The sequence below is a fragment of the Streptococcus sp. k-90 genome, from assembly GCF_013277565.1.
Lineage (GTDB): Bacteria > Bacillota > Bacilli > Lactobacillales > Streptococcaceae > Streptococcus.
Genome location: NZ_VMNE01000015.1, coordinates 1 through 22,306, shown reverse-complemented (window position 1 = coordinate 22,306; position 22,306 = coordinate 1). Strand labels below are relative to the sequence as shown.

General features: G+C 39.1%; 19 protein-coding genes. 16 read left to right on the top strand and 3 right to left on the bottom strand.

Annotated elements, in window-relative coordinates; genetic code table 11:
* Nucleotides 1-5 precede the first annotated feature (5 nt).
* From HT734_RS05015 to HT734_RS04950, 13 genes are all read left to right on the top strand, one after another.
* Complete coding sequence (locus HT734_RS05015) at nt 6-671, top strand: TrkA family potassium uptake protein (protein WP_001283908.1); 666 nt, start codon at nt 6-8, stop codon at nt 669-671.
* Nucleotides 672-795: 124 nt separating this feature from the next.
* On the top strand, nt 796-3,060 hold the full coding sequence (locus HT734_RS05010; RefSeq protein ID WP_173277416.1) for a fibronectin-binding SSURE repeat-containing protein: 2,265 nt from the start codon (nt 796-798) through the stop codon (nt 3,058-3,060).
* Between the two features lie 123 nt (nt 3,061-3,183).
* Complete coding sequence (locus HT734_RS05005) at nt 3,184-3,879, top strand: response regulator transcription factor (RefSeq protein ID WP_173277417.1); 696 nt, start codon at nt 3,184-3,186, stop codon at nt 3,877-3,879.
* The gene (locus HT734_RS05000; RefSeq protein WP_173277419.1) at nt 3,879-4,931 is read left to right on the top strand and encodes a HAMP domain-containing sensor histidine kinase; all 1,053 of its coding nucleotides are present in this window, start codon (nt 3,879-3,881) and stop codon (nt 4,929-4,931) included. Before HT734_RS05005 ends, HT734_RS05000 begins: the two co-directional genes overlap by 1 nt.
* A gap of 194 nt (nt 4,932-5,125) precedes the next feature.
* Nucleotides 5,126-5,737: a 30S ribosomal protein S4 gene (gene rpsD / locus HT734_RS04995; RefSeq protein ID WP_000092756.1), complete on the top strand. Its 612-nt coding sequence runs from the start codon at nt 5,126-5,128 to the stop codon at nt 5,735-5,737.
* Nucleotides 5,738-6,286: 549 nt separating this feature from the next.
* A complete protein-coding gene (locus HT734_RS04985; RefSeq protein WP_079114910.1) occupies nt 6,287-6,562 on the top strand; it encodes a hypothetical protein in 276 nt (91 codons plus the stop codon).
* Between the two features lie 79 nt (nt 6,563-6,641).
* Nucleotides 6,642-6,941, top strand: a complete 300-nt coding sequence (locus tag HT734_RS04980; protein WP_061759696.1) for a hypothetical protein — start codon at nt 6,642-6,644, stop codon at nt 6,939-6,941.
* 61 nt (nt 6,942-7,002) lie between these two features.
* The gene (locus HT734_RS04975; RefSeq protein WP_061759695.1) at nt 7,003-7,272 is read left to right on the top strand and encodes a hypothetical protein; all 270 of its coding nucleotides are present in this window, start codon (nt 7,003-7,005) and stop codon (nt 7,270-7,272) included.
* Nucleotides 7,273-7,316: 44 nt separating this feature from the next.
* Complete coding sequence (locus HT734_RS04970; protein WP_061759694.1) at nt 7,317-7,559, top strand: hypothetical protein; 243 nt, start codon at nt 7,317-7,319, stop codon at nt 7,557-7,559.
* 38 nt (nt 7,560-7,597) lie between these two features.
* Nucleotides 7,598-7,825 (top strand): hypothetical protein, encoded by a 228-nt coding sequence (locus tag HT734_RS04965; RefSeq protein WP_061759693.1) that lies wholly within the window; start codon nt 7,598-7,600, stop codon nt 7,823-7,825.
* Nucleotides 7,826-8,601: 776 nt separating this feature from the next.
* Nucleotides 8,602-9,408: a hypothetical protein gene (locus HT734_RS04960; protein ID WP_061759692.1), complete on the top strand. Its 807-nt coding sequence runs from the start codon at nt 8,602-8,604 to the stop codon at nt 9,406-9,408.
* Between the two features lie 21 nt (nt 9,409-9,429).
* On the top strand, nt 9,430-10,677 hold the full coding sequence (locus tag HT734_RS04955) for a toxic anion resistance protein (RefSeq protein ID WP_061087485.1): 1,248 nt from the start codon (nt 9,430-9,432) through the stop codon (nt 10,675-10,677).
* Between the two features lie 313 nt (nt 10,678-10,990).
* Entirely contained in the window at nt 10,991-14,356 is a 3,366-nt protein-coding gene (locus tag HT734_RS04950; RefSeq protein WP_079114909.1) for a type I restriction endonuclease subunit R, read from the top strand.
* A 153-nt stretch (nt 14,357-14,509) separates the two neighbouring features.
* On the opposite strand, the gene HT734_RS04945 is transcribed toward HT734_RS04950, so the two are convergent.
* Nucleotides 14,510-15,751 (bottom strand): Fic family protein, encoded by a 1,242-nt coding sequence (locus HT734_RS04945; RefSeq protein WP_061087486.1) that lies wholly within the window; start codon nt 15,749-15,751, stop codon nt 14,510-14,512.
* A gap of 260 nt (nt 15,752-16,011) precedes the next feature.
* Here HT734_RS04945 and HT734_RS04940 point away from each other — a divergent pair, with 260 nt between their 5' ends.
* The 3 genes from HT734_RS04940 (at nt 16,012) to HT734_RS04930 (ending at nt 19,960) form a co-directional block, all read left to right on the top strand.
* Complete coding sequence (locus HT734_RS04940) at nt 16,012-17,067, top strand: AbiH family protein (protein WP_061759691.1); 1,056 nt, start codon at nt 16,012-16,014, stop codon at nt 17,065-17,067.
* Nucleotides 17,064-18,185 carry a restriction endonuclease subunit S gene (locus HT734_RS04935; protein WP_061759690.1) on the top strand — a complete coding sequence of 374 codons (1,122 nt, stop codon included), beginning with the start codon at nt 17,064-17,066 and terminating at the stop codon, nt 18,183-18,185. The genes HT734_RS04940 and HT734_RS04935 overlap by 4 nt, the downstream gene beginning before the upstream one ends.
* Before the next feature lie 173 nt (nt 18,186-18,358).
* Nucleotides 18,359-19,960: a type I restriction-modification system subunit M gene (locus HT734_RS04930; RefSeq protein WP_061759689.1), complete on the top strand. Its 1,602-nt coding sequence runs from the start codon at nt 18,359-18,361 to the stop codon at nt 19,958-19,960.
* A gap of 509 nt (nt 19,961-20,469) precedes the next feature.
* On the opposite strand, the gene HT734_RS04925 is transcribed toward HT734_RS04930, so the two are convergent.
* Together HT734_RS04925 and HT734_RS04920 are read right to left on the bottom strand one after the other, a co-directional pair.
* Nucleotides 20,470-21,282: a hypothetical protein gene (locus tag HT734_RS04925; RefSeq protein ID WP_053092715.1), complete on the bottom strand. Its 813-nt coding sequence runs from the start codon at nt 21,280-21,282 to the stop codon at nt 20,470-20,472.
* Nucleotides 21,283-22,094: 812 nt separating this feature from the next.
* A partial coding sequence (locus HT734_RS04920) for an IS3 family transposase (RefSeq protein WP_173308480.1) occupies nt 22,095-22,306 on the bottom strand: 212 nt, incomplete at its 5' end.

Sequence of the window (22,306 nt, the reverse complement as noted above, 5' to 3'; positions counted from 1 at the left end):
GAACGATGTCAGATCGTACGATTGGAATTTTAGGCTTGGGGATTTTCGGGAGTAGTGTCCTGACGGCCCTCGCCAAGCAAGATATGAATATTATTGCTATTGACGACCACGCAGAGCACATCAATCAATTTGAGCCAGTTTTGGCGCGTGGAGTAGTTGGCGATATTACAGACGAGGAACTCCTCAGAACTGCAGGAATTGATACCTGTGATACGGTTGTAGTGGCAACGGGGGAAAATCTAGAGTCGAGTGTGCTTGCAGTCATGCACTGTAAGAGTTTGGGGGTACCAAGGGTTATTGTCAAGGTCAAAAGCCAGACAGCTAAGAAAGTGCTGGAAAAAATCGGTGCCGACTCGGTGATCTCGCCTGAGTATGAAATGGGGCAGTCCCTAGCACAGACCATTCTCTTTCATAACAATGTTGATGTCTTCCAGCTGGATAAAAATGTGTCTATCGTGGAGATGAAAATTCCGAGTGTTTGGGCAGGTCAAAGTTTGAGCCAGCTAGATCTACGTGGTAAATACAATCTCAATGTCCTAGGATTTCGTGAACAAGAAAATTCACCGCTGGATGTCCAGTTTGGGCCTAATGACCTCTTGAAGGCAGATGCCTATATCTTGGCGGTCATTAACAACCAGTATCTAGATGACTTAGCAGAATTAAATTCGTAAAAAAATTAATATAAGTATTTTATAAGAGGGATTTAAGAAAAATTTTAACTTTTTCTTAATCCTTTTTAATTTTAGGAGATTATACTAGAGTCATCAAATAAAGAAAAACTCTAAGGAGAATCCTATGAAATTCAATCCAAATCAAAGATATACTCGTTGGTCTATTCGCCGTCTCAGTGTCGGTGTTGCCTCAGTTGTTGTGGCCAGTGGCTTTTTTGTCCTAGTTGGTCAACCAAGTTCTGCACGTGCCGATGTGGCCAATCCAACCCCTGCTCAAGTAGTGCCAGACGCAGATTCGGTGAGTGAAAAGGGCGACTTACCAGTAGAAGTTCTCAAAGAAGCAGTTGATACAGCTCTTCCTTCAGAGCAGGCAGAATCAACATCTAAAGCCAGCTTGGATACTGCAAGCTCTCCAGAAAAAGCGGATGTATCTGATAAAGACCAAGCAGTAGCTCCAAAAAAAGAAGTGCAAGCAAAACCAGAATCTAAGAAACAAACAGAAGATGCGGTTAAACCTGTGGAAAGTCCTGCGGCTACAGTTGCTGGACAAGACCGTGAAGCAAGTGAAGCTCAACCAGTAACCACTCCAGCTGAAGTACAAAAAGGTGTAGCTGACAATACTAAAGACACAGTAGACGTTCCAGCCACTTACCTAGATAAAGCTAACTTCCCAGGCCCATTCACAGCCGGTGTTAACCAAGTCATTCCATATGAATTCTTCGCTGGTGACGGTATGTTAACACGCCTTATCTTGAAAGCCTCAGACAAGGCCCCATGGTCAGACAATGGCTCAGCAAAAAATCCTGCTCTTCCACCAGTAGAAAAATTGGGCAAAGGTCTCTACTTCTACGAAGTGGACTTGGCAGGTACCCAAGGTAAATCAGATAAAGAGTTGCTTGACCTCTTGAAACAAAACGGCACACAAAGCTATAAAGCAACTATCAAAGTGTACGGCGCAAAAGATGGCAAGGCCGATTTGAGCAATCTCGTAGCGACAAAAGATTTGACAGTAAACTTGAATGGCTTGACCACTCCAGCTGAAGTGCAAAAAGGTGTGGCCGACAATACTAAAGACACAGTAGACGTCCCAGCCACTTACTTGGACAAGGCTAACTTCCCAGGCCCATTCACAGCCGGTGTTAACCAAGTTATTCCATACGAACTCTTCGCTGGTGATGGTATGTTAACTCGTCTGATTTTGAAAGCCTCAGATAAGGCTCCATGGTCAGACAATGGCTCAGCTAAAAACCCCGCTCTTCCACCAGTAGAAAAATTAGGCAAAGGTCTTTACTTCTACGAAGTAGATTTGGCAGGAACTCAAGGTAAATCAGATAAAGAGCTTCTTGATTTGTTAAAACAAAATGGTACTCAAAGCTATAAAGCTACCATCAAAGTGTACGGTGCTAAAGATGGCAAGGCTGATTTGACTAACCTTGTAGCGACTAAAGATTTGGATGTTAACTTGAATGGTTTGACCACCCCAGCTGAAGTGCAAAAAGGTGTGGCTGACAATACTAAAGACACAGTAGATGTTCCAGCCACTTACCTAGATAAAGCCAACTTCCCTGGCCCATTCACAGCTGGTGTCAACCAAGTCATCCCATATGAATTCTTCGCAGGTGACGGTATGTTGACTCGTCTGATTTTGAAAGCTTCTGACAAGGCTCCATGGTCAGATAACGGTTCAGCTAAAAACCCCGCTCTTCCACCAGTAGAGAAATTGGGCAAAGGCCTCTACTTCTATGAAGTAGACTTGGCAGGTACTCAAGGTAAATCTGATAAAGAATTGCTTGACCTCTTGAAACAAAATGGAACTCACAGCTACAAGGCAACTATCAAAGTGTACGGTGCCAAAGATGGCAAGGCAGACTTGAGCAATCTTGTAGCGACTAAGGATTTGACAGTAAACTTGAATGGACATCAGTCTCTTACTCAGATGCAATCAGGCTTCGTCCCATCTTCTAATGGTGTAGCTATGCCGGCTCCAATGATGAATAGTCATCAAGATACGTCTAAGATGAACGCTCAAATGCCAAGTGCCAATCAAGATGAGATGAAATCTAAAACGCCAGCTGCTAGCCAGGATAAGATGATGACTAACAAAGAGCAGGACAAAACCATGAATGCTAGCCAGCCTATGGCAACACCAAGCATGAAACAAGATCAAGCTCCAGCAGCCTCAAGCAAAATGTCTGATGAAGGCAAGATGGCATCTAATAACAAGGTATCAAGTCCAATGATGGCTGATCAAATGAAAGACAAAAAAGACATGCTTCCATATACTGGTGAAGCCCAAACATCAATGGCTACTCTTGGATTCTTTGGACTCGCCTTAGCAGGACTGTTAGGTGGTCTCGGTTTGAAAGCTAAAAAAGAGGAAAATGACTAGTCTAGCTACAGACTTTCCATCTAGGATTTGAAAAATCCAGATATCGATTAGAATGTTCGTAAAGAGATTAAAATAGTGTTATACTATTGTGGTATAGCACTGTTTTTTTCAAAGGAGAGACAGATGGGAAAGACAATTTTACTCGTTGACGACGAGGTAGAAATCACAGATATTCATCAACGTTATTTGGTTCAGGCAGGATATCAGGTTTTGGTGGCCCATGATGGGGTAGAGGCCCTAGAAATATTCAAGCGAAAACCGATTGATTTGATTATTACAGATATCATGATGCCTCGGATGGATGGTTATGACTTGATTAGCGAGGTCCAGTATCAATCTCCGGATCAGCCTTTTCTCTTTATCACGGCTAAGACTAGCGAGCAGGACAAGATTTATGGCCTGAGCTTAGGGGCAGATGACTTTATTGCCAAGCCCTTTAGCCCTCGTGAACTGGTTTTGCGTGTCCACAATATCTTGCGTCGCCTTCATCGTGGAGGTGAGTCAGAAGTTGTCAGTCTCGGGGATTTACGGATGAATCACAGTAGTCATGAGGTCCAAGTCGGAGATGTGGGGCTTGATTTGACCGTCAAATCCTTCGAACTTCTATGGCTTTTAGCCAGCAATCCAGAGCGCGTTTTTTCTAAGACAGACCTCTATGAAAAGGTCTGGCAGGAAGACTATGTAGATGATACCAATACCTTGAATGTTCATATTCATGCTCTTCGACAGGAGTTGGCTAAACATGCTAGTTCAGAAACACCTACCATCAAAACCGTCTGGGGCTTGGGCTACAAAATTGAGAAAGCACGAGGTAGTTAATGAAATTAAAAAGTTATATTTTAGTGGGGTATATCATTTCAACACTCCTAACGATTATCGTGGTTTTTTGGGCTATCCAGCGAATGTTAATTGAAGAAAGAGAAATTTATTTCCTAGTGGGGATGACTCTCGTGGCTAGTTTTATCGGTGCTGGGATTAGTCTCTTTCTCCTATCTCCGGTCTTTACGTCGTTGGGCAAACTCAAGGAACATGCAAAGCGGGTAGCGGACAAGGACTTTTCATCAAATCTGGAGGTTCAAGGACCTGTAGAATTTCAGCAGTTAGGGCAAGCCTTCAATGAGATGTCCCATGATTTGCAGGCGACCTTTGATTCCTTGGAAGAAAGCGAACGAGAAAAGGGCTTGATGATTGCCCAGCTATCGCATGATATCAAGACCCCCATCACTTCAATCCAAGCGACGGTAGAAGGGATTTTGGATGGGGTTATCAAGGAAGGAGAACAGGACCATTATCTAGCAACCATTGGACGCCAGACTGAAAGGCTCAATAAACTGGTTGAGGAGTTGAATTTTTTGACTCTAAACACAGTTAGAAATCAGGTCGAAACGACCAGCAAAGACAGCATTTTTCTGGATCAGCTCTTGATTGAGTGCATGAGCGAATTTCAGTTCTTGATTGAGCAGGAAGAGCGAGATGTCCATTTGCAGGTAATCCCAGAGTCTGCCCGGATTGAGGGAGATTATGCCAAACTTTCTCGTATATTGGTGAATCTGGTCAATAACGCTTTTAAATACTCTGCTCCAGGAACCAAGCTGGAAGTGGTGGCTAAGCTGGAAAATAACCAGCTTTCAATCAGTGTAACGGATGAGGGGCAGGGCATTGCTCCAGAGGACTTGGAGAATATTTTCAAACGCCTTTATCGTGTAGAAACTTCGCGTAACATGAAAACAGGTGGTCATGGCTTAGGACTTGCGATTGCGCGTGAATTGGCCCATCAATTGGGTGGGGAAATCACAGTCAGCAGCCAGTACGGCCTAGGAAGCACCTTTACCCTCGTTCTAAAGCTTTCTGGCAGTGAAAATAAAGCTTAAACCCCCTTTACAAATCTAGCTATTCATGGTAAAATGGATTTTGTGTGAAATATCAGCAGGAAAGCATGAAGCTCGTCAACAGGTGTCTTATGATAAGTAACCTTGGCTGTTTAGGCGAAGGGCATCTGCACGAATCAGGGCTTTCTAAGTGACTATTTCCACCGAAATATTATTTATATCAGGAGGACATTCACATGTCACGTTATACAGGACCATCTTGGAAACAAGCTCGTCGCCTTGGCCTTTCACTTACAGGTACAGGTAAAGAATTGGCACGTCGTAACTACGTACCAGGACAACACGGACCAAACAACCGTTCTAAATTGTCAGAATACGGTTTGCAATTGGCTGAAAAACAAAAACTTCGTTTCACTTACGGTGTAGGTGAAAAACAATTCCGTAACTTGTTCGTACAAGCTACAAAAATCAAAGGCGGAATCCTAGGTTTCAACTTCATGCTTCTTTTGGAACGTCGTTTGGATAACGTTGTTTACCGTCTTGGTCTTGCGACTACTCGTCGTCAAGCTCGTCAATTCGTAAACCACGGTCACATCCTTGTTGACGGAAAACGTGTTGATATCCCATCATACCGCGTAACTCCAGGTCAAGTGATCTCAGTTCGTGAAAAATCATTGAAAGTTCCAGCTATCCTTGAAGCAGTAGAAGCTACTCTTGGACGTCCAGCATTCGTATCATTCGACGCTGAAAAATTGGAAGGTTCATTGACTCGTTTACCAGAACGCGATGAAATCAACCCAGAAATCAACGAAGCACTTGTCGTTGAATTCTACAACAAGATGCTTTAATTTTAAGATATATCTTACAGAAAGCCTACAACAGTGGGCTTTTTGCTTTGTCTTAAAATGTTGATTTCTGGGTTTGTCCCCCTTTTTGTCCCCCTTCATAAAGAACTTACAGCTTTCTCATAAAATGAGACGGCTGTTTTTGCTTTTTCTTTGGAGAGATGACTGTAAGTGTCCATTGTCATAGCTAGTGTAGAATGACCTAGACGGTATTGATAGGGCTGAATAAGAGTGCCTTAAGGTAGTATATTGTTAGATTTTACTAAAAGCTATCGGAATAGTGTCTTGCTGATTGAATATTAGGATAGGAAAGTTTATAATGAAGTTAAAGTAAAGGAGGTTTCGTTTTAGATATGATGATACCACCAAGCAAAGAGCTGTTGATTTTTTATAATTAAATTCATGAGTGGGTTGACCAAGTTTATCCAGACCAAGATAAACCTTCTTTATCGTTTAAGAAGGATACTCCACAATCTATTTTAGATTTATTTGATAGTATTAAATCTAAAATTGGTTTTGATTACCAAGAACATAAGTATTAAAATAGTAATTATGGATAAGTTAAACACGAAAAATAAGATAATTGATGTTTATAAAATAGCGCATCGTCTTGTTTCTATTACTGTTGAGAATCCTGATTTTTCAGATTTGAAAATCAATCAGTTTGTTAGAATTGGAGAAAACGAGTATAGGGTACGTAGTGTCCCTATGATTCATTCAACTCCACCTAAATCGATCTTAGAAATAGATACATTTGCGATTGACTACACTGAGGATGATTTGATGAATAAAGTGGCGGTATTTAGTAGATCGGATAGCGAAGCTTAACGGATCAATTAGAAATTGTAGTAAGGATCTGGTCTTTTTAATAAAAGACATATAAGAAATGATAGGAAAAATCAGAATAATGACAGATTTTAATGAGAATGGATGCGATGATTTAGAGTTGCTAGATGGGATGTGTGACTCCGTTACAGCAGAATCTTTTCTTGAAGGATACAGTGATTTTTACAGAGAGACTGAAGAGTCAAAAATATGGTGGATTGATAAAATAGATTCTATAGGAGAACATCTATTAAGCTTTGATCGGAAAAAAATTTACAACTTATTTGAGGACTATCCTTATAATATGACGGAAGAAGAGGTTGAAATTTTTGATAGTGAAAATCCTTTTTGGAGAGATTTTTTCTCAGACAGGAAATTATAAGCAATCTATTTATATTTGGCTTTTTGGAAATAAGGCTAATAGAAAATAAGGGTATTTAAAGATGATTAAAATTTCAATTAGTTTGTTACTAGATGCGATTGAAGATAACATCAACGACGAAGAACTTCAATCTATCGATTTCGAGAGTCATATTAGAAAAATTACAAAAGAATTCCAGGGAGAAAATGGTGAATTCTTAGTAAAAGAAGAAGCGTTTGAAACGCTACCTTTGGACAGAGATACAAAGGATAAAATCATTGAGCAAATAAAGCAAAATAGTCAAAATGTTTTCGAAGACGATTTTGATACCTTGTTGCAATTATATTTTTGAGAGTCAAGAATAATTCCAGTGCCCTATTTTACAATAAATAGAAAATGATAAAGATTGATAAACAAATTATTACGATGTACAAAATAGAAGATGGAGCCTCTAAGAGGCAGTATTCTATTGTGAGTGGAGGTTGTAAAGGTATTGCAACTATCGATAAAACTACTTTGGAATATAGCTATGTTGGAGATGATTTAGGACAATTTACTTCGTTTGTCAAAGATACTTTGATTAAAAGTATTAAGTTAGGAAAAGAGTTGCCAGATAAATTTTCATACGGTTTTGGATAAGTTGTGGAATATCTTATATAGGAGAATCAAGATATATTATGGCGATATTAGATGATTTACGAGCATTGTATGACAATGGTTGGGACGCTTCTTTTGATTATAAGGGTCAAGTATGTGGTATTTTTCCTAATTCTGTTTATGACATTGTAGTCGTGCTTGGAGATAATGAATTTAAAGTGTCATCTTTTGATGAGTTAATTTCTTTACAGATTAACGGGAAAACTTTGCTGGAAATCATAAGTGAGGTGGAAGTGCAATATGCTTGAAGGACACTAGAGAAAAAGATAGACAATAAATTCAGATGCACAGATTGAAAGTTGAGAAAAAAGTGCTATAATGAAGATATGAAGGATAGAGGTTGAGAATCTGTCACCAACGCGCCACTTATAATGGGTCGAGAAATGCAGGAGCCCCGACAGTCCTGCCTATCCTTGCAAGTCAATCAGCCCTTAGCTATGAATCTAGGGGCTTTTTGCTTTGTCTTAAAATGTTGATTTCTGGGTTTGTTTAGAGATTTGCTAGTAAGGTTATTGGTGTATCTGAGTCTATCTATGCCAATAATGACGCGATGTTGATGATATAAATCTGGTATGATATAATATTTTGGCCCCCTCACTTTAATGAAGGGAGATGTTATATATGCTAGAGTTATTTTCCCTTTTTCTAGCTCCGTTACTTGTTAACTTACTATCTGAGCTTTTCAAGCTATGGATAAAGAGACGTAGCAAGTAGCATTTAACCCTTTTAGAGGGTAGCAAAAAAGCCCATCGGTGGCACGGTGGGGCTTTTTTAGTTACATATGCTAGAAGCATTATTTTCCCTTTATGCTTTCATTCTAACACACCCCCTCTGATTTTTCAAGCTTTTGTTTTGATATTCATCAGAGTGTGTTTGTGGTTTGAGGCCGCTTCACTGAAATTAGCCCACGCGCTACCAGCCTCCATTCTACAGCAAAGAAATCAACTCTTTTCTAGGGAATTTCCGCCCTCATTTTTGTCTTTTGTGCTAAAATAGACTTATAAATTGAAAGTAAGGAATACTTATGAAATCGGGTAATGGTTTTTGGAAAGGCTGTCTCTATTTTTGGGGCTTCTTGTTCTTACTGGGCCTTTTGGTTCAATATGCTCTTCCGCTTGCGGCTTGTGTCCTGCTAGGCTATGGTGGTTATCGTCTCTATAAACGTTGGCGCTATCCTCTTTTGCAGGATCGTTCGCTCGACGATCGGATTGAGCTTTTAAAAGCTCGAATTCGTCAGGCGGACAAAGATATTCAGCAGTTAGAGGGAGTCTTGGTAGAGAAAGGCTCAGATTCCTATAAGAGTCTGGCCAATCAAGTATTGATCGAACTGCGGGAAATCCATCAGGAGGCGGATCGTCTCAAGTCCTATATCGACGATGATGTCTACAACCGTATTGACAAAAAGGTTCGTACAGTGCGGGCAACTATCGATGTTCAGCTAGAACGTTTGGATAGAGAAAGTCAGGTAGATCTTGAAAATGCGGAGCCAGAGGAATTAGCTCCAGAACTGTCTCAGACCTTGGCCAATATTGCCGTTGATCATCAGGCTATTTTAGACAAGATTGCTACCTCTGCCGAGGGGGATAAGGAAGAATTGACGGCCATTCATAGTTTGAAGATGGAGAAATTTCAAACGATTTTAGAAGGCTATTTAAAGATTAAGGCCAATCCTAAAAACTATAATCGAGCAGAAGAACGTTTGCAACAAGCTAAAGCAGCTATCGAACAATTTGACCTTGAGCTGGACCAAGTCTTGAGAGAATTCAATGAAACAGATATGCGTGATTTTGATATCAGTCTGCGTATCCTAGAAAAAGATCGTAAAGAATAGGTTAGAAATAAAGGAGTAACCATGACAGAATTTAATTTCGATATTGACCAGATTGCCAATAATACGGTAGCTAAGGTGGATAAAACAACCCAAATCATCGAGACCAATACTGGCTCAGACAAAACCTTGACCTTCCTTGAGAAGCTGAGCCCTGAGCAGCAAGAAGGAATCAAGGCGCACGTGCCTCAGTTGGTAGACCAGTTTGTTACCAATCAAAATGCTCTCTTAGATTTTGGACAATCTGCTGTCGAAGGTGTGAACAATACGGTCAATCGTATCTTGTCAGAACAAAAGAAACTACAAATTCCCCAAGTGGATGATCTTCTCAAGAATACAAACCGTGAGTTGCAAGGCTTTGTCGTCAAATACAAGAACGCTGAAATTGCTGAGTTAGAAGAAAAGCCAAACTTTTTGCAACGCTTGTTTAACAAGAGCAAGAATACCCTACAAGAATTTTACTTTGACTCAAAAACAGTGGAGCAAAAGCTCGATAGCATGGCTGCCGCAGTGGTCAAGCAAGAAGATGTGCTAGCTCGAAATATCGTTTCAGCTGAGATGTTGATTGAGGACAATACTAAATCCATTGAAAATCTAGTGGGAGTGATTTCCTTTATCGAAGCTAGCCAGACAGAAGCTGGCAAGCGCGCTGCCGAACTGAAAGCTCAAGCTGACCAACTCGATACCAGTACGGTAGAATACCAAACCAAATCACAAGAATTGGCTCGTATGGCAGAAGTGGTCAATACCCTCGAACAACAGCACACTGAGTATGTCAGCCGTCTCTATGTTGCTTGGGCAACAACACCTCAGATGCGCAATCTTGTGAAGGTGTCATCTGATATGCGTCAAAAATTGGGCATGCTTCGTCGCAATACGATTCCGACAATGAAGCTTTCTATTGCCCAATTGGGTATTTTGCAACAATCAATGAAATCAGGTGTCGTGGCGGATGCCATTGTCAATGCCAATAATGCTGCCCTTCAGATGCTAGCTGAAACCAGCAAAGAAGTGATTCCGCAGATGGAACGAATTGCCCAAAGCCCGACAGTCGCTGTCGAATCGGTTACAAAACTGGCTGAAAGTCTGGTCGCTCAAAACCAAGGTATCGTCGCAGCTATTGAATTGGGACGCCAGAAACGTGCCCAACTAGAAACAACCATCGTCAAGTCCGCAGAAATGATCAACGATTCTGTCAAGCTACGCGATGAGAAAATCGTCCAAGCTCTTCTAGATCAAGGAAAGGCCGCTCAGAAAGAAGTACAAGAATAACACATAAGTCCCCTGTAATGTAGATTTGCAGGGGATTTTGCTTGTTTTAGTAGAAGTTTGAAGGTCAGGGAATTATTGCTAGATTTAGAGAGAATACCCTAGAAAACCTTTTCACTATTAGGCTTTTATGATACAATGGAAGGAAGTAAAGGCGCTGTTTTTTCGATGTCGCAACGCCTTGGATGAATGAAAAGGAAGAGTCCCTATGGTTAAGCAAACAAGTCCCATGCAGAGAGTTGCATTCGAGTCTTCGTACCCATTTTTAAAACCTGCCAATTTCTTTGGTGGGCTTTTTGCGTTGTAGAAATGGGGTATGAACATGATGTATACTTTATCAAAAGAATTAGAACAAGAGCTCATCGTTTCAGCACCTGAGTTGCAGGCTAGTTATACTGCCATCGTAGAATACCTAGAAGCTATCAGCCAGAAAGAAGCATCTGGAAATTCTCAGGAACTTCAGAACCAGCTTGCTATTCAGCTGAGACGTTTAGAAGATTTGGTGCAAGGTTATATCCAAATAAAGAAGAACCCGCATCACTACCTAGATGCAGATAAAGATCTGACGGCAGCCTATCAAGCCATTAAAGGGACGGAGCAAGATCTTCTCAAAAAATTGCAACATCTCAATCAAGCAGCCTTGCAGGATTTCCATATCAGCCAGAGACTCTCTCCTAAAGACGAGACTGCTATCCCTGTAGCAGGTAAAGCCAAAACCAAACAGGAATTGGCTATCGAGCGGGATTTAATCAACCAGCTGACAAAGGGAGAAAGTCAATGGGTGTATCGACCTGAGTTAAATACAGAAGACCTCCTATGGGGAAACTTTTTTGCCAAGCTGGAAGCTAATAATGTCCGCATTTTGCAAGACCATCCCCTTACAAATTCAGAGAAAAATCAAATCAAAAACCAGCTCAATTTCGTTAACTTCTATGAAGCAGCCAAGTGGATAGCAGGAGAAAATGGCATTGCCAAGGTGCAGGTTCAACGTGAAGATGCCAGTCTAGGCACTATTCGCTTGGAAGTCTTGTGGAGAAACAATGTCGCTGGTGGCAAATCTAGCTATGAGGTTGTCAACCAAGTCATCACAGGCGGAGAAGGGATTCGCCAGCGCCGTGGGGATGTGACTTTGTTAATCAATGGTCTGCCCATGATTCAAATCGAACTAAAAAGCCGTTCTCATCCTTACATGGATGCCTTCCGTCAGATTAAGAAATACGACCAAGAAGGACAGTTCAGAGGCATTTTTTCAAGTCTTCAGATGTTTGTCGTCTCTAATGTCACAGACACCCGCTACATCGCAGCTGCCAAAGCCAATAAGCTAAATGAACGCTTCTTGACCAAGTGGGTGGATAGTGAAAATAGACCTCAACCTCAACTATTTGACTTTGCAGAGTCTGTCTTGTCCATACCGAGAGCCCACGAGATGGTCATGCAGTATTCTGTCATCGATGATGACAAGAAGGCCTTGATTTTATTGCGCCCCTATCAGGTTCATGCTATTGAGGCTATCCGTGAAGCCAGTCGCAAGCGCCAGTCAGGCTATATTTGGCATACGACTGGTTCAGGAAAAACCCTGACCTCTTATAAGGTTTCGCGCAATCTGCTCCAGATTCCATCTATCGAAAAGACAATCTTTGTGATTGATAGGACAGACCTTGACCAGCAGACGACCAGTTCTTTTCAATCTTACGCAGAGAACGACATGATCGATATCGACGAGACCGATGATACACAGGAATTGGTTAAAAATCTAGCTTCTGATGACCGCCGTGTCGTTGTGACGACCATCCAGAAAATCAATGCCATGATTCGTCAGTTTGATGAAGGTCGTCACCAAAAGGTCTACAATCGTATCAAGCAACTCAAACTAGCCTTTGTCGTTGATGAATGCCATCGTGCAGTGACTCCTGAACGCCAACGCCACCTAGAGCACTTCTTTACAAATTCTCTCTGGTATGGGTTTACAGGAACTCCTATCTTTACAGAAAATAAACGTGAACAAAAAGGAGACCTTGCTCAGACGACCGAAGAGCAGTACGGTGACTGCCTCCACCAATATACCGTCAAAGAAGCCATCCATGACAAGGCAGTTCTTGGCTTTAATGTGGAGTATCAGACGACCATGCCTGGTTGGGCAGAAGATGAGATTGATGAGGAGCGTTATGATGACGAAGGCCATATGCTTGCTGTTTTAGATGCCATTCTCAATCGCTCAAGACGCAAACTCGGTTTCCAAAATGGAGTAGGAAAAACCTATGAAGCCATTTTGACCGTCAAAAGCATTGCCCGTGCGCAGGCCTATTATAACCTGATTAAGCAAGTCAAAAATGGAGAGAAGTCTCTAAGCATCTCGGAAAATGTTAAAAAGGTTTTACCAGACTTTCCTAAGGTTGCCATTACCTACTCTGTGACAGAAAATGAAGCAGACTCCTATGTCAACCAAGCCTATATGGAGGAGAGTTTAAAAGACTACAATGCCATGTTTGGCACCCACTTTAGCCTAGCAACCATTGCTTCCTACAATAGTGACCTCAATGACCGTCTGGCCCGTAAGAAAGAACGCTTTGCCTTCCGTGAGGAACAGTTGGACCTGGTTATCGTTGTGGACCGCTTGTTGACAGGCTTTGATGCCCCTTGCCTATCGACCCTATTCATGGACCGTCAGCCCATGAAGCCCCAGCATATCATTCAGGCCTTTTCACGAACCAATCGCCTCTTTGATGAAGGCAAGAAATTCGGCCAAATCGTCACCTTCCAAACGCCCGACCACTTTAAAGAAAAAGTGGATGAAGCTCTGAGTCTCTACTCAAATGGTGGTGAAACCAGTGTCTTAGCCCCAGAATGGCAGGAGGAGAAGGCCAAGTTTCTTGAGAAGGTTCATCAACTATTAGCCATCGCTCCAAGTCCAGAGCAGGTGCCAGATTTGGATACAGCGACAGATGCAGAATTAAAACGCTTTGCCAAGGCTTTCCAAGAATTTGACAAGCTCCTATCTTCTATACAGGTCTATTCGGACTATGATGAGAAAGTCATCCTCAGAGAGATTTGCCTTAGCCTAGAAGACATTGAGAACTTTGCCGGCCAATATCAAAATGTCATCGAAGAACTCCGCAGACGCAGAAAAGAAGACCAAGAAGAGGAAGGGGTTCTCCTAGATATCGAGTATGAGCTCGAATCCATCCGCACCGACGAGATAAACTATCACTATATCCTCTCTCTCATCCAAGCCCTGATTGAAAATCGGGAAAACCTCATTGGTAAAAAGGAAAAGAGCCTGGTAGATAACTATATAGAAGATTTGAACAAATCCAATCCCAAGTTATCCAGCCTCATCTCCAAACTCTGGCAGAATGTCCAAGCAGATGCCAAGAGCTATCAGGATCAGTCTATCATCCATAAGTTGGATGAGATGATTGAGTTAACAACCCAGAAAAAGATTCGTGAAACGGCAGATTATTGGCAGATAGGAGAGGATGAACTCCAGTTCGTAGTGGACAACTACCGCATCGGACGCGACAAGCAAAATGGCGAAAAAGCCATCACCGAGTCTCAGGACTATCTGGCCTATAAGGAAGCCCATGGAGACAAGGCACTGCCAAAACTCAAATACAAAAAAGCCCTCAAAGAGGACTATATGCGCATGATCTCAGAGGATATCCTACCGCTAAGGGGGAGATAGGTTTATACTCTTCGAAAATCTCTTCAAACCACGTCAACGTCGCCTTGCCGTATATATGTGACTGACTTCGTCAGTCTTATCTGCAACCTCAAAACAGTGTTTTGAGCAGCCTGCAGCTAGTTTCCTAGTTTGCTCTTTGATTTTCATTGAGTATTAAAAATAGTCAGAAAGATAATGTTGGGAAGGTTTTCGACCAATTAGGGTCAAAATTCCCCTCTCTTCAAGATGCAAGAAAGCATCCTTGATCTTTTTCTTAGAGTAATGATGGTTGGACTGATTGGCCAGTTGGATGATGCTTCTATCTTCTATGCCATCTCTCTTATCATCGACAAAGAGCTTGGACTGAGCGAGGAGAAACAAGATGTATTTCTCGACTTCCTCCAGCCCTTCTGTTTGCTCTATCTTAACTTTATAGCGATGCAGTTGCTCTTGTTTTTCAAGGAGGGTTTGGATAATATTTTCCTGTCCTTCCTTGATAAAAGTCAACAAGGTTTCAACGAAGAAGGTAGCATCGGCACGGTTGAGATGATCGCCAGTATTCCTAAAAGCCTTATAATAGTCTTGTTTATGGTGATTGATTTGTTGGGACAAAACTAACCCTGAAAATTTATCGAGTTTTCTAGACAAGTACTTGGCAAGGATATAGCGTCCTGTCCGACCGTTACCGTCATAGAAGGGATGTATATTTTCAAAAAAATAGTGTCCAGCACAAGCCTTGACAAGGTTTGGGATAGAATGGTCGTTGATAAAACGAATCCACTCTGTCAGCATGACCTGAATCTGTTCCTCCTTTTGAGGTGGGATATAGATGACTTTGCCAGTCTTGTCGTCTTGGATAAAGACCGATTTCTGTCTAAAAAACTCTCCATCGAGTTCATCCTCTGGCGAGATTTCTCCTTGTGTTAATTGGTCATAAATCCCTCTGATATCTTCAAGAGATTGGATTTGGAGAAATTCATCCTTAAGGATTTGTTGGTACATTCGCAAGGTGGAAAGATGTTTGATTTGTTCGGTCTTATAGGGGTCTTCCTCTAGGAGTTTCTCCACATCGACCAACTCTTTACGAGTTGTATGGATACCTTCGATTTCATTTGTGGAAATAATCGATTGGTAGAGCTGTTCTTTATAAAACTGATCGTGGGCAATCTTAGGGAGGGTATCAGCTATTTCACTAATTCGTTGAGACTGCTGTGAGATAGTTTCCATCAGTTGGGAAATCCCTAGATGTAGGGTTACAAATAAAGGGTATTGACTTGTTTTGACAGTATCGCGTTGCATTAAATGAGGATAAAGAGATGTTCTAATGGAACTGTATCCTTGTAAGCGTAGTTGATACTCTTCCTCATACTGGTCACGATGACTGTAGTAGATTTTTCTAAGTTCTCTATAGTTCATATGTAGTCATCCTCGCATTTCAACGTTTTTTAACATTATATCACAAAATAAGCCTATCTATTGTTTCAAAATAGGCAAAATTGAAGAATAGAATAGCATAGTTTCCTATCTAAAGTGCAAAAATGGCCAAAATTGAACAATAGAAATGATAGATGGCAATCCTAAAGTGTAAAAATAGGTAAAATTGAAGAATAGAAATCAAAAAGAGAAAACCTAAAGTGTAGAAATAAGAAAATTGAGTAATAGAAAGGGGGGATATAGTGGAGAAATTATTTATTATCGGAAATGGTTTTGATATAGCACATGATTTAAAGACGGATTATTTATATTTCAAGAAGTTTGTTTATCAGCAGGCTTATGGGAAAGATGATTTGTTAGAGTCGTTGCAAAATTTTGATTCTATCAAAGATTTTCTAAAAGACAGTGATAACAGAATATATAAGAGTGAAATATATGCTGAAGAAGTGATGGAAATATTGAATGGTACTGATAGTCAGGAAAAGTTGAAATTACTTTATCAAATTTTTTTACATATTACAGCTACAGAAAGGCTTTGGGGAGATTTTGAAGAAAAACTAGTCTGCTTCCCTTTTATGAATACTAGCACTTCTTACTATGTGACAAACGATAGTAAAGAGGATACTGAGTCTAGAAAAGGATTTGCCGAAAAGGTAGCGGATAAACTCAGTCAATATGTTCATCATCAATTGAACAAGTTATTTAAACAATGGATTAAAGAAACCTATGAACAATGGGAAAGTCAATTAAGCATGAGAAAATTTACCTCTCATTTCCCGATTGTGAAAGAAACGATTTTAACTAATAGAAATGCAAGATTTTTGAATTTCAATTATACTCGTACTTTAGAGGATTTTTACGGCATTTCTTCTTCTAACATCATTCATATTCATGGTGATTTGGATGATGGAGTTCTCATATTTGGTCATGGAGAAGATTCGATAGTCATACCAGAAGGAGCAGATATTTTATCTCGGGCTATGTACAGACTATCTGCTGCTAATAAAAAGCCTGTCCATCAGCAACTTAGAAAGCACGAATCCCTTTTCAAAAATTTAAGTTCTATCAAAGAAATCTACTTCATTGGTTTTGGTATTCGGGATGAGAATGGAGTGGATGCTCCTTACTTTAAAGAAATTTTTAAACAGGCACCGGATGTGAGCATTTATGTAGACCAGTTCGATAAGGAGAATGAATATACTATTAAGAAAATACTTAAGGCATGGGGAGCTCGTAAAGCTTATCAATTGCAATTTATAGATATAGATAAAGACGAATTAGTTGGAGGAGTAATATGACAAAACAACCAAGTTATCGCTTTGTGAGATATACTGAAGCTTGGGAACAGCGTAAGTTGGGAGAAGTAGCTCAATATCGTAACGGAAAGGCTCACGAAAACTGCATTGATGAGAACGGAAAGTATATTGTAGTAAATTCAAAATTCATTTCCACAGATGGTGAAGTAAAGAAATTTTCTAATAAGAAAAATGAAGCATTGTTTGAAAATGAGATTGCCTTTGTGCTGAGTGATGTTCCAAATGGTCGTGCTATTGCGAGAACATTTTGGGTCGAAAAAAATGATAAATACACGCTAAATCAGCGAATCGCAGGGATAACTCCAATAGGCGAAACATTCCCTTATTTTCTTTACATTTTAATGAATAGGCATCCATATTTCTTAGCATTTGATGATGGAGCAAAGCAAACAAATTTATCAGTTTCTGATGTAATGGGATTTGAAGCATATTATCCAAAATACAGCGAACAACAGAAAATTGGAGCATATTTTCGCAATCTCGACCACCTTATCACCCTTCAACAGCGTAAGTTAGAGGTGCTCAAAGAGCAGAAGAAAACCTACCTCAAGCTCTTATTCTCAGCCAAAGGACAAACCAAACCCGCCCTTCGTTTCGCAGGATTTGAAGATGAGTGGAAGGAAGTGAAGTTGGGGGAGATAATCCAATCTATTAGTTCCAAAAATTATATTACCGAGTATTATGAAGAGGGAAATAATCCTGTAATACAACAAGGGGACATTCCTATTGTAGGTTTTTCAGATAATAAACCATTTAATAATTTTAGTAATGTTATTCTTTTTGGTGATCATACATTATCTTTATTTAAACCTGAGACTCCTTTTTTATTAGCTACAGATGGTATAAAAATATTACACTCAGATTTAACTACTCAGCCATTTTTGTTTATAATGTTAGAAAGATATCTGCCTAAATCCCAAGGGTATAAACGTCATTATTCTTTATTGAAGAATGAACTATCTTCCTTACCTTCTCTCCCTGAACAAGAGGTCATCGGTTCTTTCTTCCAAGACCTAGACAAGGCCATTGCCAAGCAAGAGGAAAAAGTCAACCAGCTCAAAGAAAGCAAACAAACCCTACTCAGAAAAATGTTTATCTAAGATACAAAGACCGTCAAAAGCCCAGTAAAAATAAGAAACTGGGACAGTCTTCGATGAAGACAAGACAGTTTATCTTTTTTACCCAGCTTTTAGGTCGTGTTCAATTCAAATAAATACAAAGACCGTAAAAATCTATACTAAACGAATGAAAGTAGAAATTGATAGGAGACCCTATGTCACAAACAGATTTATCAAGAGAACTCTACCAATCCCTCTGGAATGCGGCAGATATCCTGCGTGGCCAGATGGAAGCCAATGAATACAAGTCCTACCTTTTGGGCTTGATTTTCTACAAGTACCTATCCGACAACATCCTCCAAGCCGTCTGTGACAACTTGGACGAGACCTATGAGTCCTTCCAGCAAGCCCAGCTTCTCTATGAGGAAAACTTTGCGGATGCAGATGTCCGTGAAGACCTCATCGAGGTTCTAAATGACGAGTTGGGCTATGTGATTGAGCCTTCTCTAACCTTTACCAAGCTGGTTCAGTCTATCCACGAAGGCACCTTCCAGCTAGAATCTCTAGCCCAAAGTTTCCGTGATATCGAGCAGGCTAATGAAAAATTTGAAAATCTTTTCGAAGATATTGACCTCTATGCGAAAAAGCTAGGCAACACCCCACAAAAGCAAAACAAGACCATCTCTGAAGTCATGAAACAGCTCAACGACCTTAATGTCTCTGGTCATGCTGGTGATATCTTGGGTGATGCTTATGAATACTTGATAGGCCAATTTGCCAGTGATTCTGGGAAAAAGGCTGGAGAGTTCTATACACCTCAAGCAGTCTCTCATCTCATGACTCAGATTGTCTTTGCAGGGCGTGAGCATCAAAAGGGCATGTCGGTTTACGACCCGACCATGGGTTCTGGTTCTCTCTTGCTCAATGCCAAGCGCTATAGTAAGGAAGCTTCGACGATTTCTTACTACGGTCAGGAGTTGATTACTTCGACCTTCAACCTTGCTCGCATGAATATGATGCTTCATGGGGTCGCGATTGAGAACTACCACCTCAGCAACCACGATACCCTAGACGAAGATTGGCCGACGACGGAGCCTACAGACTTTGATGGGGTTTTGATGAACCCACCCTATTCACTGAAGTGGTCAGCAGATAGTGGATTCCTGCAAGATCCTCGTTTTTCAAGTTATGGAGTTCTGGCACCTAAGTCTAAAGCAGATTTTGCCTTCCTCCTTCACGGTTTTTACCACCTCAAGCATAATGGTGTCATGGCCATTGTACTTCCTCACGGAGTTCTCTTTAGAGGAGCAGCCGAGCAGAAGATTCGCCAGCATCTATTAGAAGAAGGCGCTATTGATACAGTTATCGGCTTGCCAGCAAATATCTTCTACAATACCTCTATTCCGACAACTATTATCATCCTTAAAAAGAATCGCACCAATAAGGATGTCTTCTTTATCGATGCCTCAAAAGAGTTTGAAAAAGGGAAAAATCAAAACAATATGACCGAAGACCATATTGCCAAGATTTTGGAGACCTATCAAAAACGCGAGAATGTCGAGAAATTTGCCCATCTAGCCAGCTTTGAAGAGATTGTTGAAAATGACTATAACCTCAACATTCCACGCTATGTCGATACCTTTGAGGAAGAACCCGTAGTTCCCCTCGTCGACCTCGCCGACCAGCTCGCAGAGATTGATAAGGAGATTGGACAAGTAGAAGCCAGACTCGCACACATGCGCAGCCAGCTAGTAGGCACAACACCAGAAGCCCAAGCAGAATTAACCGCCTATCTCGAAAAGTTGAAAGAGATTTAGAGACTTGTGAGAATACTCTGCTAAAAATTTAGAAAAATAAAATGACAGTAGAAAATCTATTGTCATTTTTGTTATTGATTATTTAAGTAAAAATCGAATTAAAACTAAACTAAAAGGATTCAGTCCTATCAAATACAGAATTTAATCCTTAACATAAAGATAATGATTAAATTTTTGAGAAGTGATGTTATTTTTCTAAAACAAAATAAGTAAAGTGTGTATTATTTTCGTGAAGTAAAATGAAGATGAACTTCAATATAAAATTATTGATGAAAAATTACTATTATTACTAGATAGAATTGATAGTGAACACCCGAAGTAAAAGAGTGTTGTACTATAATTGGAATTTAAAAGTTTTATAAATATTAAATACAGATTGGACATAAATTTTAATATTTACCCATATAATTCAATGTAGCTATAAATAGTAATTTTGCTTATAATAATTTTAATTTCTTTTAAACTATATCTTTTACTCATATTTCTAGTTGAGAAGTTATTTTCTTATATTATTTTATTTTTTTATAATCGTTAATTATTTGATCAATGAATTTTGAATAGTAAGTGTTTATTATATCTTTATCATTCCAAAATCTATCATAATCTTCTCTATTGTAGTATTTAGCATAATCATATTCATATTTATCCTCAAATTGTTTAAAATATATATTAGTTGGTATTAATTTTGTTCGTGATTTACCTGTATTATAATCTGAAGAATAATCTGTTGCATAAACTTGAATATTAGAGAGATTATTTTGTGTTTTACTTGTATTATTGATGAAAATTGTGAAAATAACAAGATTCATTTTATCGTATCCAGAGTCAATATCATTAGTATTGATTTGTAAATTATTTTCATTTATTCTATTAGAAATATCAATATTTAAATTTGGTCCAAATTCAACATGATTATTTGAAAAGTAATTACTAAAAGGATTTTGATCTGTGTTAAATTTAATATGTCCAATTTTTCCTTTTGATTTTCCTGTTAGTTGAAATCTCATATCTAATCCTTCCATAGGTATAGATAGACTATGTGTAGATATATAATCATCGAAATAGTCCGAATGAGAATTTGAAGAGAGAATCATATATGACCGTATATATACAGTTGTATCTTTCATATCATCGCTACCATAATTATATATGGAGAAGATGTCGTCATCTTTAGTCCATCCAACTGGATTATTTAGTACAAAGGAGTATGACGGTCTTCTTGTTACATATTGATAAAACGGAACAATAGCAGTAGTGAGAAGACTGACTATAATCGGCACAATTACAGTACTTTGTTTATAAAATTTTAATATTCTGCTCATTTTTATACCTCATATAATAATTTGGAGACTAGTAGATTTCTTATTTTGTGAAATATTCTAATACAGATTAGTATAAATTATAATATATAGTATCTTCCATAAAATATATTACTTGATATTGTTTTGTGATTAAAAATCTAATCTGTATGTTTACTAAAAGTAAATATAATTACTTTATCTTTTATGATTTTTTTCAAAAGTTTGAATGATAGTTTGTTTGTATTAAAAATATCGAGCTATTTATTCGAAATATAGTTCCTGATAACTTTATGTTTCAGTAAGTTCATCAATCTGATACATTAACTTATAAATATTTTTTATTGCTTCAATTACCTATCAAATATAAAATAGTGCATGGGAAAAGTTTGTATAAAAAATTCTTTATCATCATTATACCACGATTCGACACTATTTTATTTTTATTAAAAACGGAGATTAGGTATAATGGTTTTAAAATTATAAAAACGTATCAGTTATTTTATCAACAAACTTGATATACTGCGTTTTATAAAATATTTGGTCATCTTTTTTAAAATTCCAAAATTGAGAAATTTTTAGATTCTTTATGTTAAACAATCTTCAAAATATAGAATAGTCTTACTTTACAATTAACTTTAAACTGTTTATCAATAGTTGAGTGAAAATTATCAGTTTTAATTTTAAATCCTCTAAATGGATAGCTATGTAAAACGAAAATCTAATTTATCTAACAAAAAATATAGTCATTTGAATGATTTATATTGCAATGTACTGAAATTAACAAAAAGAAAAAACGCTTAAAATGTACTGATCCCAAAAAGTTGGACAAATAATTATTGAAAGGATTTAGTTCTGTATTGGACAGGACTAAGTCCTTTTAGTTTTACCTTAATTCGTTTGTTGTTGTAGTAATCGATATAGTCTATAATGGCTTGTTCCAATTGATTAAGTGATTTAAAGTTTTTCTCATGGCCATAAAACATTTCGGATTTTAAAATGCCAAAGAAAGATTCCATCATACCGTTGTCTGGGCTGTTGCCCTTAC

Bases quoted from the DNA above. Each gene is read 5' to 3' on its own strand.
- HT734_RS05015 (WP_001283908.1), top strand. From the start codon at position 6: ATGTCAGATCGTACGATTGGAATTTTAGGCTTGGGGATTTTCGGGAGT.
- HT734_RS05010 (WP_173277416.1), top strand. From the start codon at position 796: ATGAAATTCAATCCAAATCAAAGATATACTCGTTGGTCTATTCGCCGT.
- HT734_RS05005 (WP_173277417.1), top strand. From the start codon at position 3,184: ATGGGAAAGACAATTTTACTCGTTGACGACGAGGTAGAAATCACAGAT.
- HT734_RS05000 (WP_173277419.1), top strand. From the start codon at position 3,879: ATGAAATTAAAAAGTTATATTTTAGTGGGGTATATCATTTCAACACTC.
- rpsD (WP_000092756.1), top strand. From the start codon at position 5,126: ATGTCACGTTATACAGGACCATCTTGGAAACAAGCTCGTCGCCTTGGC.
- HT734_RS04985 (WP_079114910.1), top strand. From the start codon at position 6,287: ATGGATAAGTTAAACACGAAAAATAAGATAATTGATGTTTATAAAATA.
- HT734_RS04980 (WP_061759696.1), top strand. From the start codon at position 6,642: ATGACAGATTTTAATGAGAATGGATGCGATGATTTAGAGTTGCTAGAT.
- HT734_RS04975 (WP_061759695.1), top strand. From the start codon at position 7,003: ATGATTAAAATTTCAATTAGTTTGTTACTAGATGCGATTGAAGATAAC.
- HT734_RS04970 (WP_061759694.1), top strand. From the start codon at position 7,317: ATGATAAAGATTGATAAACAAATTATTACGATGTACAAAATAGAAGAT.
- HT734_RS04965 (WP_061759693.1), top strand. From the start codon at position 7,598: ATGGCGATATTAGATGATTTACGAGCATTGTATGACAATGGTTGGGAC.
- HT734_RS04960 (WP_061759692.1), top strand. From the start codon at position 8,602: ATGAAATCGGGTAATGGTTTTTGGAAAGGCTGTCTCTATTTTTGGGGC.
- HT734_RS04955 (WP_061087485.1), top strand. From the start codon at position 9,430: ATGACAGAATTTAATTTCGATATTGACCAGATTGCCAATAATACGGTA.
- HT734_RS04950 (WP_079114909.1), top strand. From the start codon at position 10,991: ATGAACATGATGTATACTTTATCAAAAGAATTAGAACAAGAGCTCATC.
- HT734_RS04945 (WP_061087486.1), bottom strand. From the start codon at position 15,751: ATGAACTATAGAGAACTTAGAAAAATCTACTACAGTCATCGTGACCAG.
- HT734_RS04935 (WP_061759690.1), top strand. From the start codon at position 17,064: ATGACAAAACAACCAAGTTATCGCTTTGTGAGATATACTGAAGCTTGG.
- HT734_RS04930 (WP_061759689.1), top strand. From the start codon at position 18,359: ATGTCACAAACAGATTTATCAAGAGAACTCTACCAATCCCTCTGGAAT.
- HT734_RS04925 (WP_053092715.1), bottom strand. From the start codon at position 21,282: ATGAGCAGAATATTAAAATTTTATAAACAAAGTACTGTAATTGTGCCG.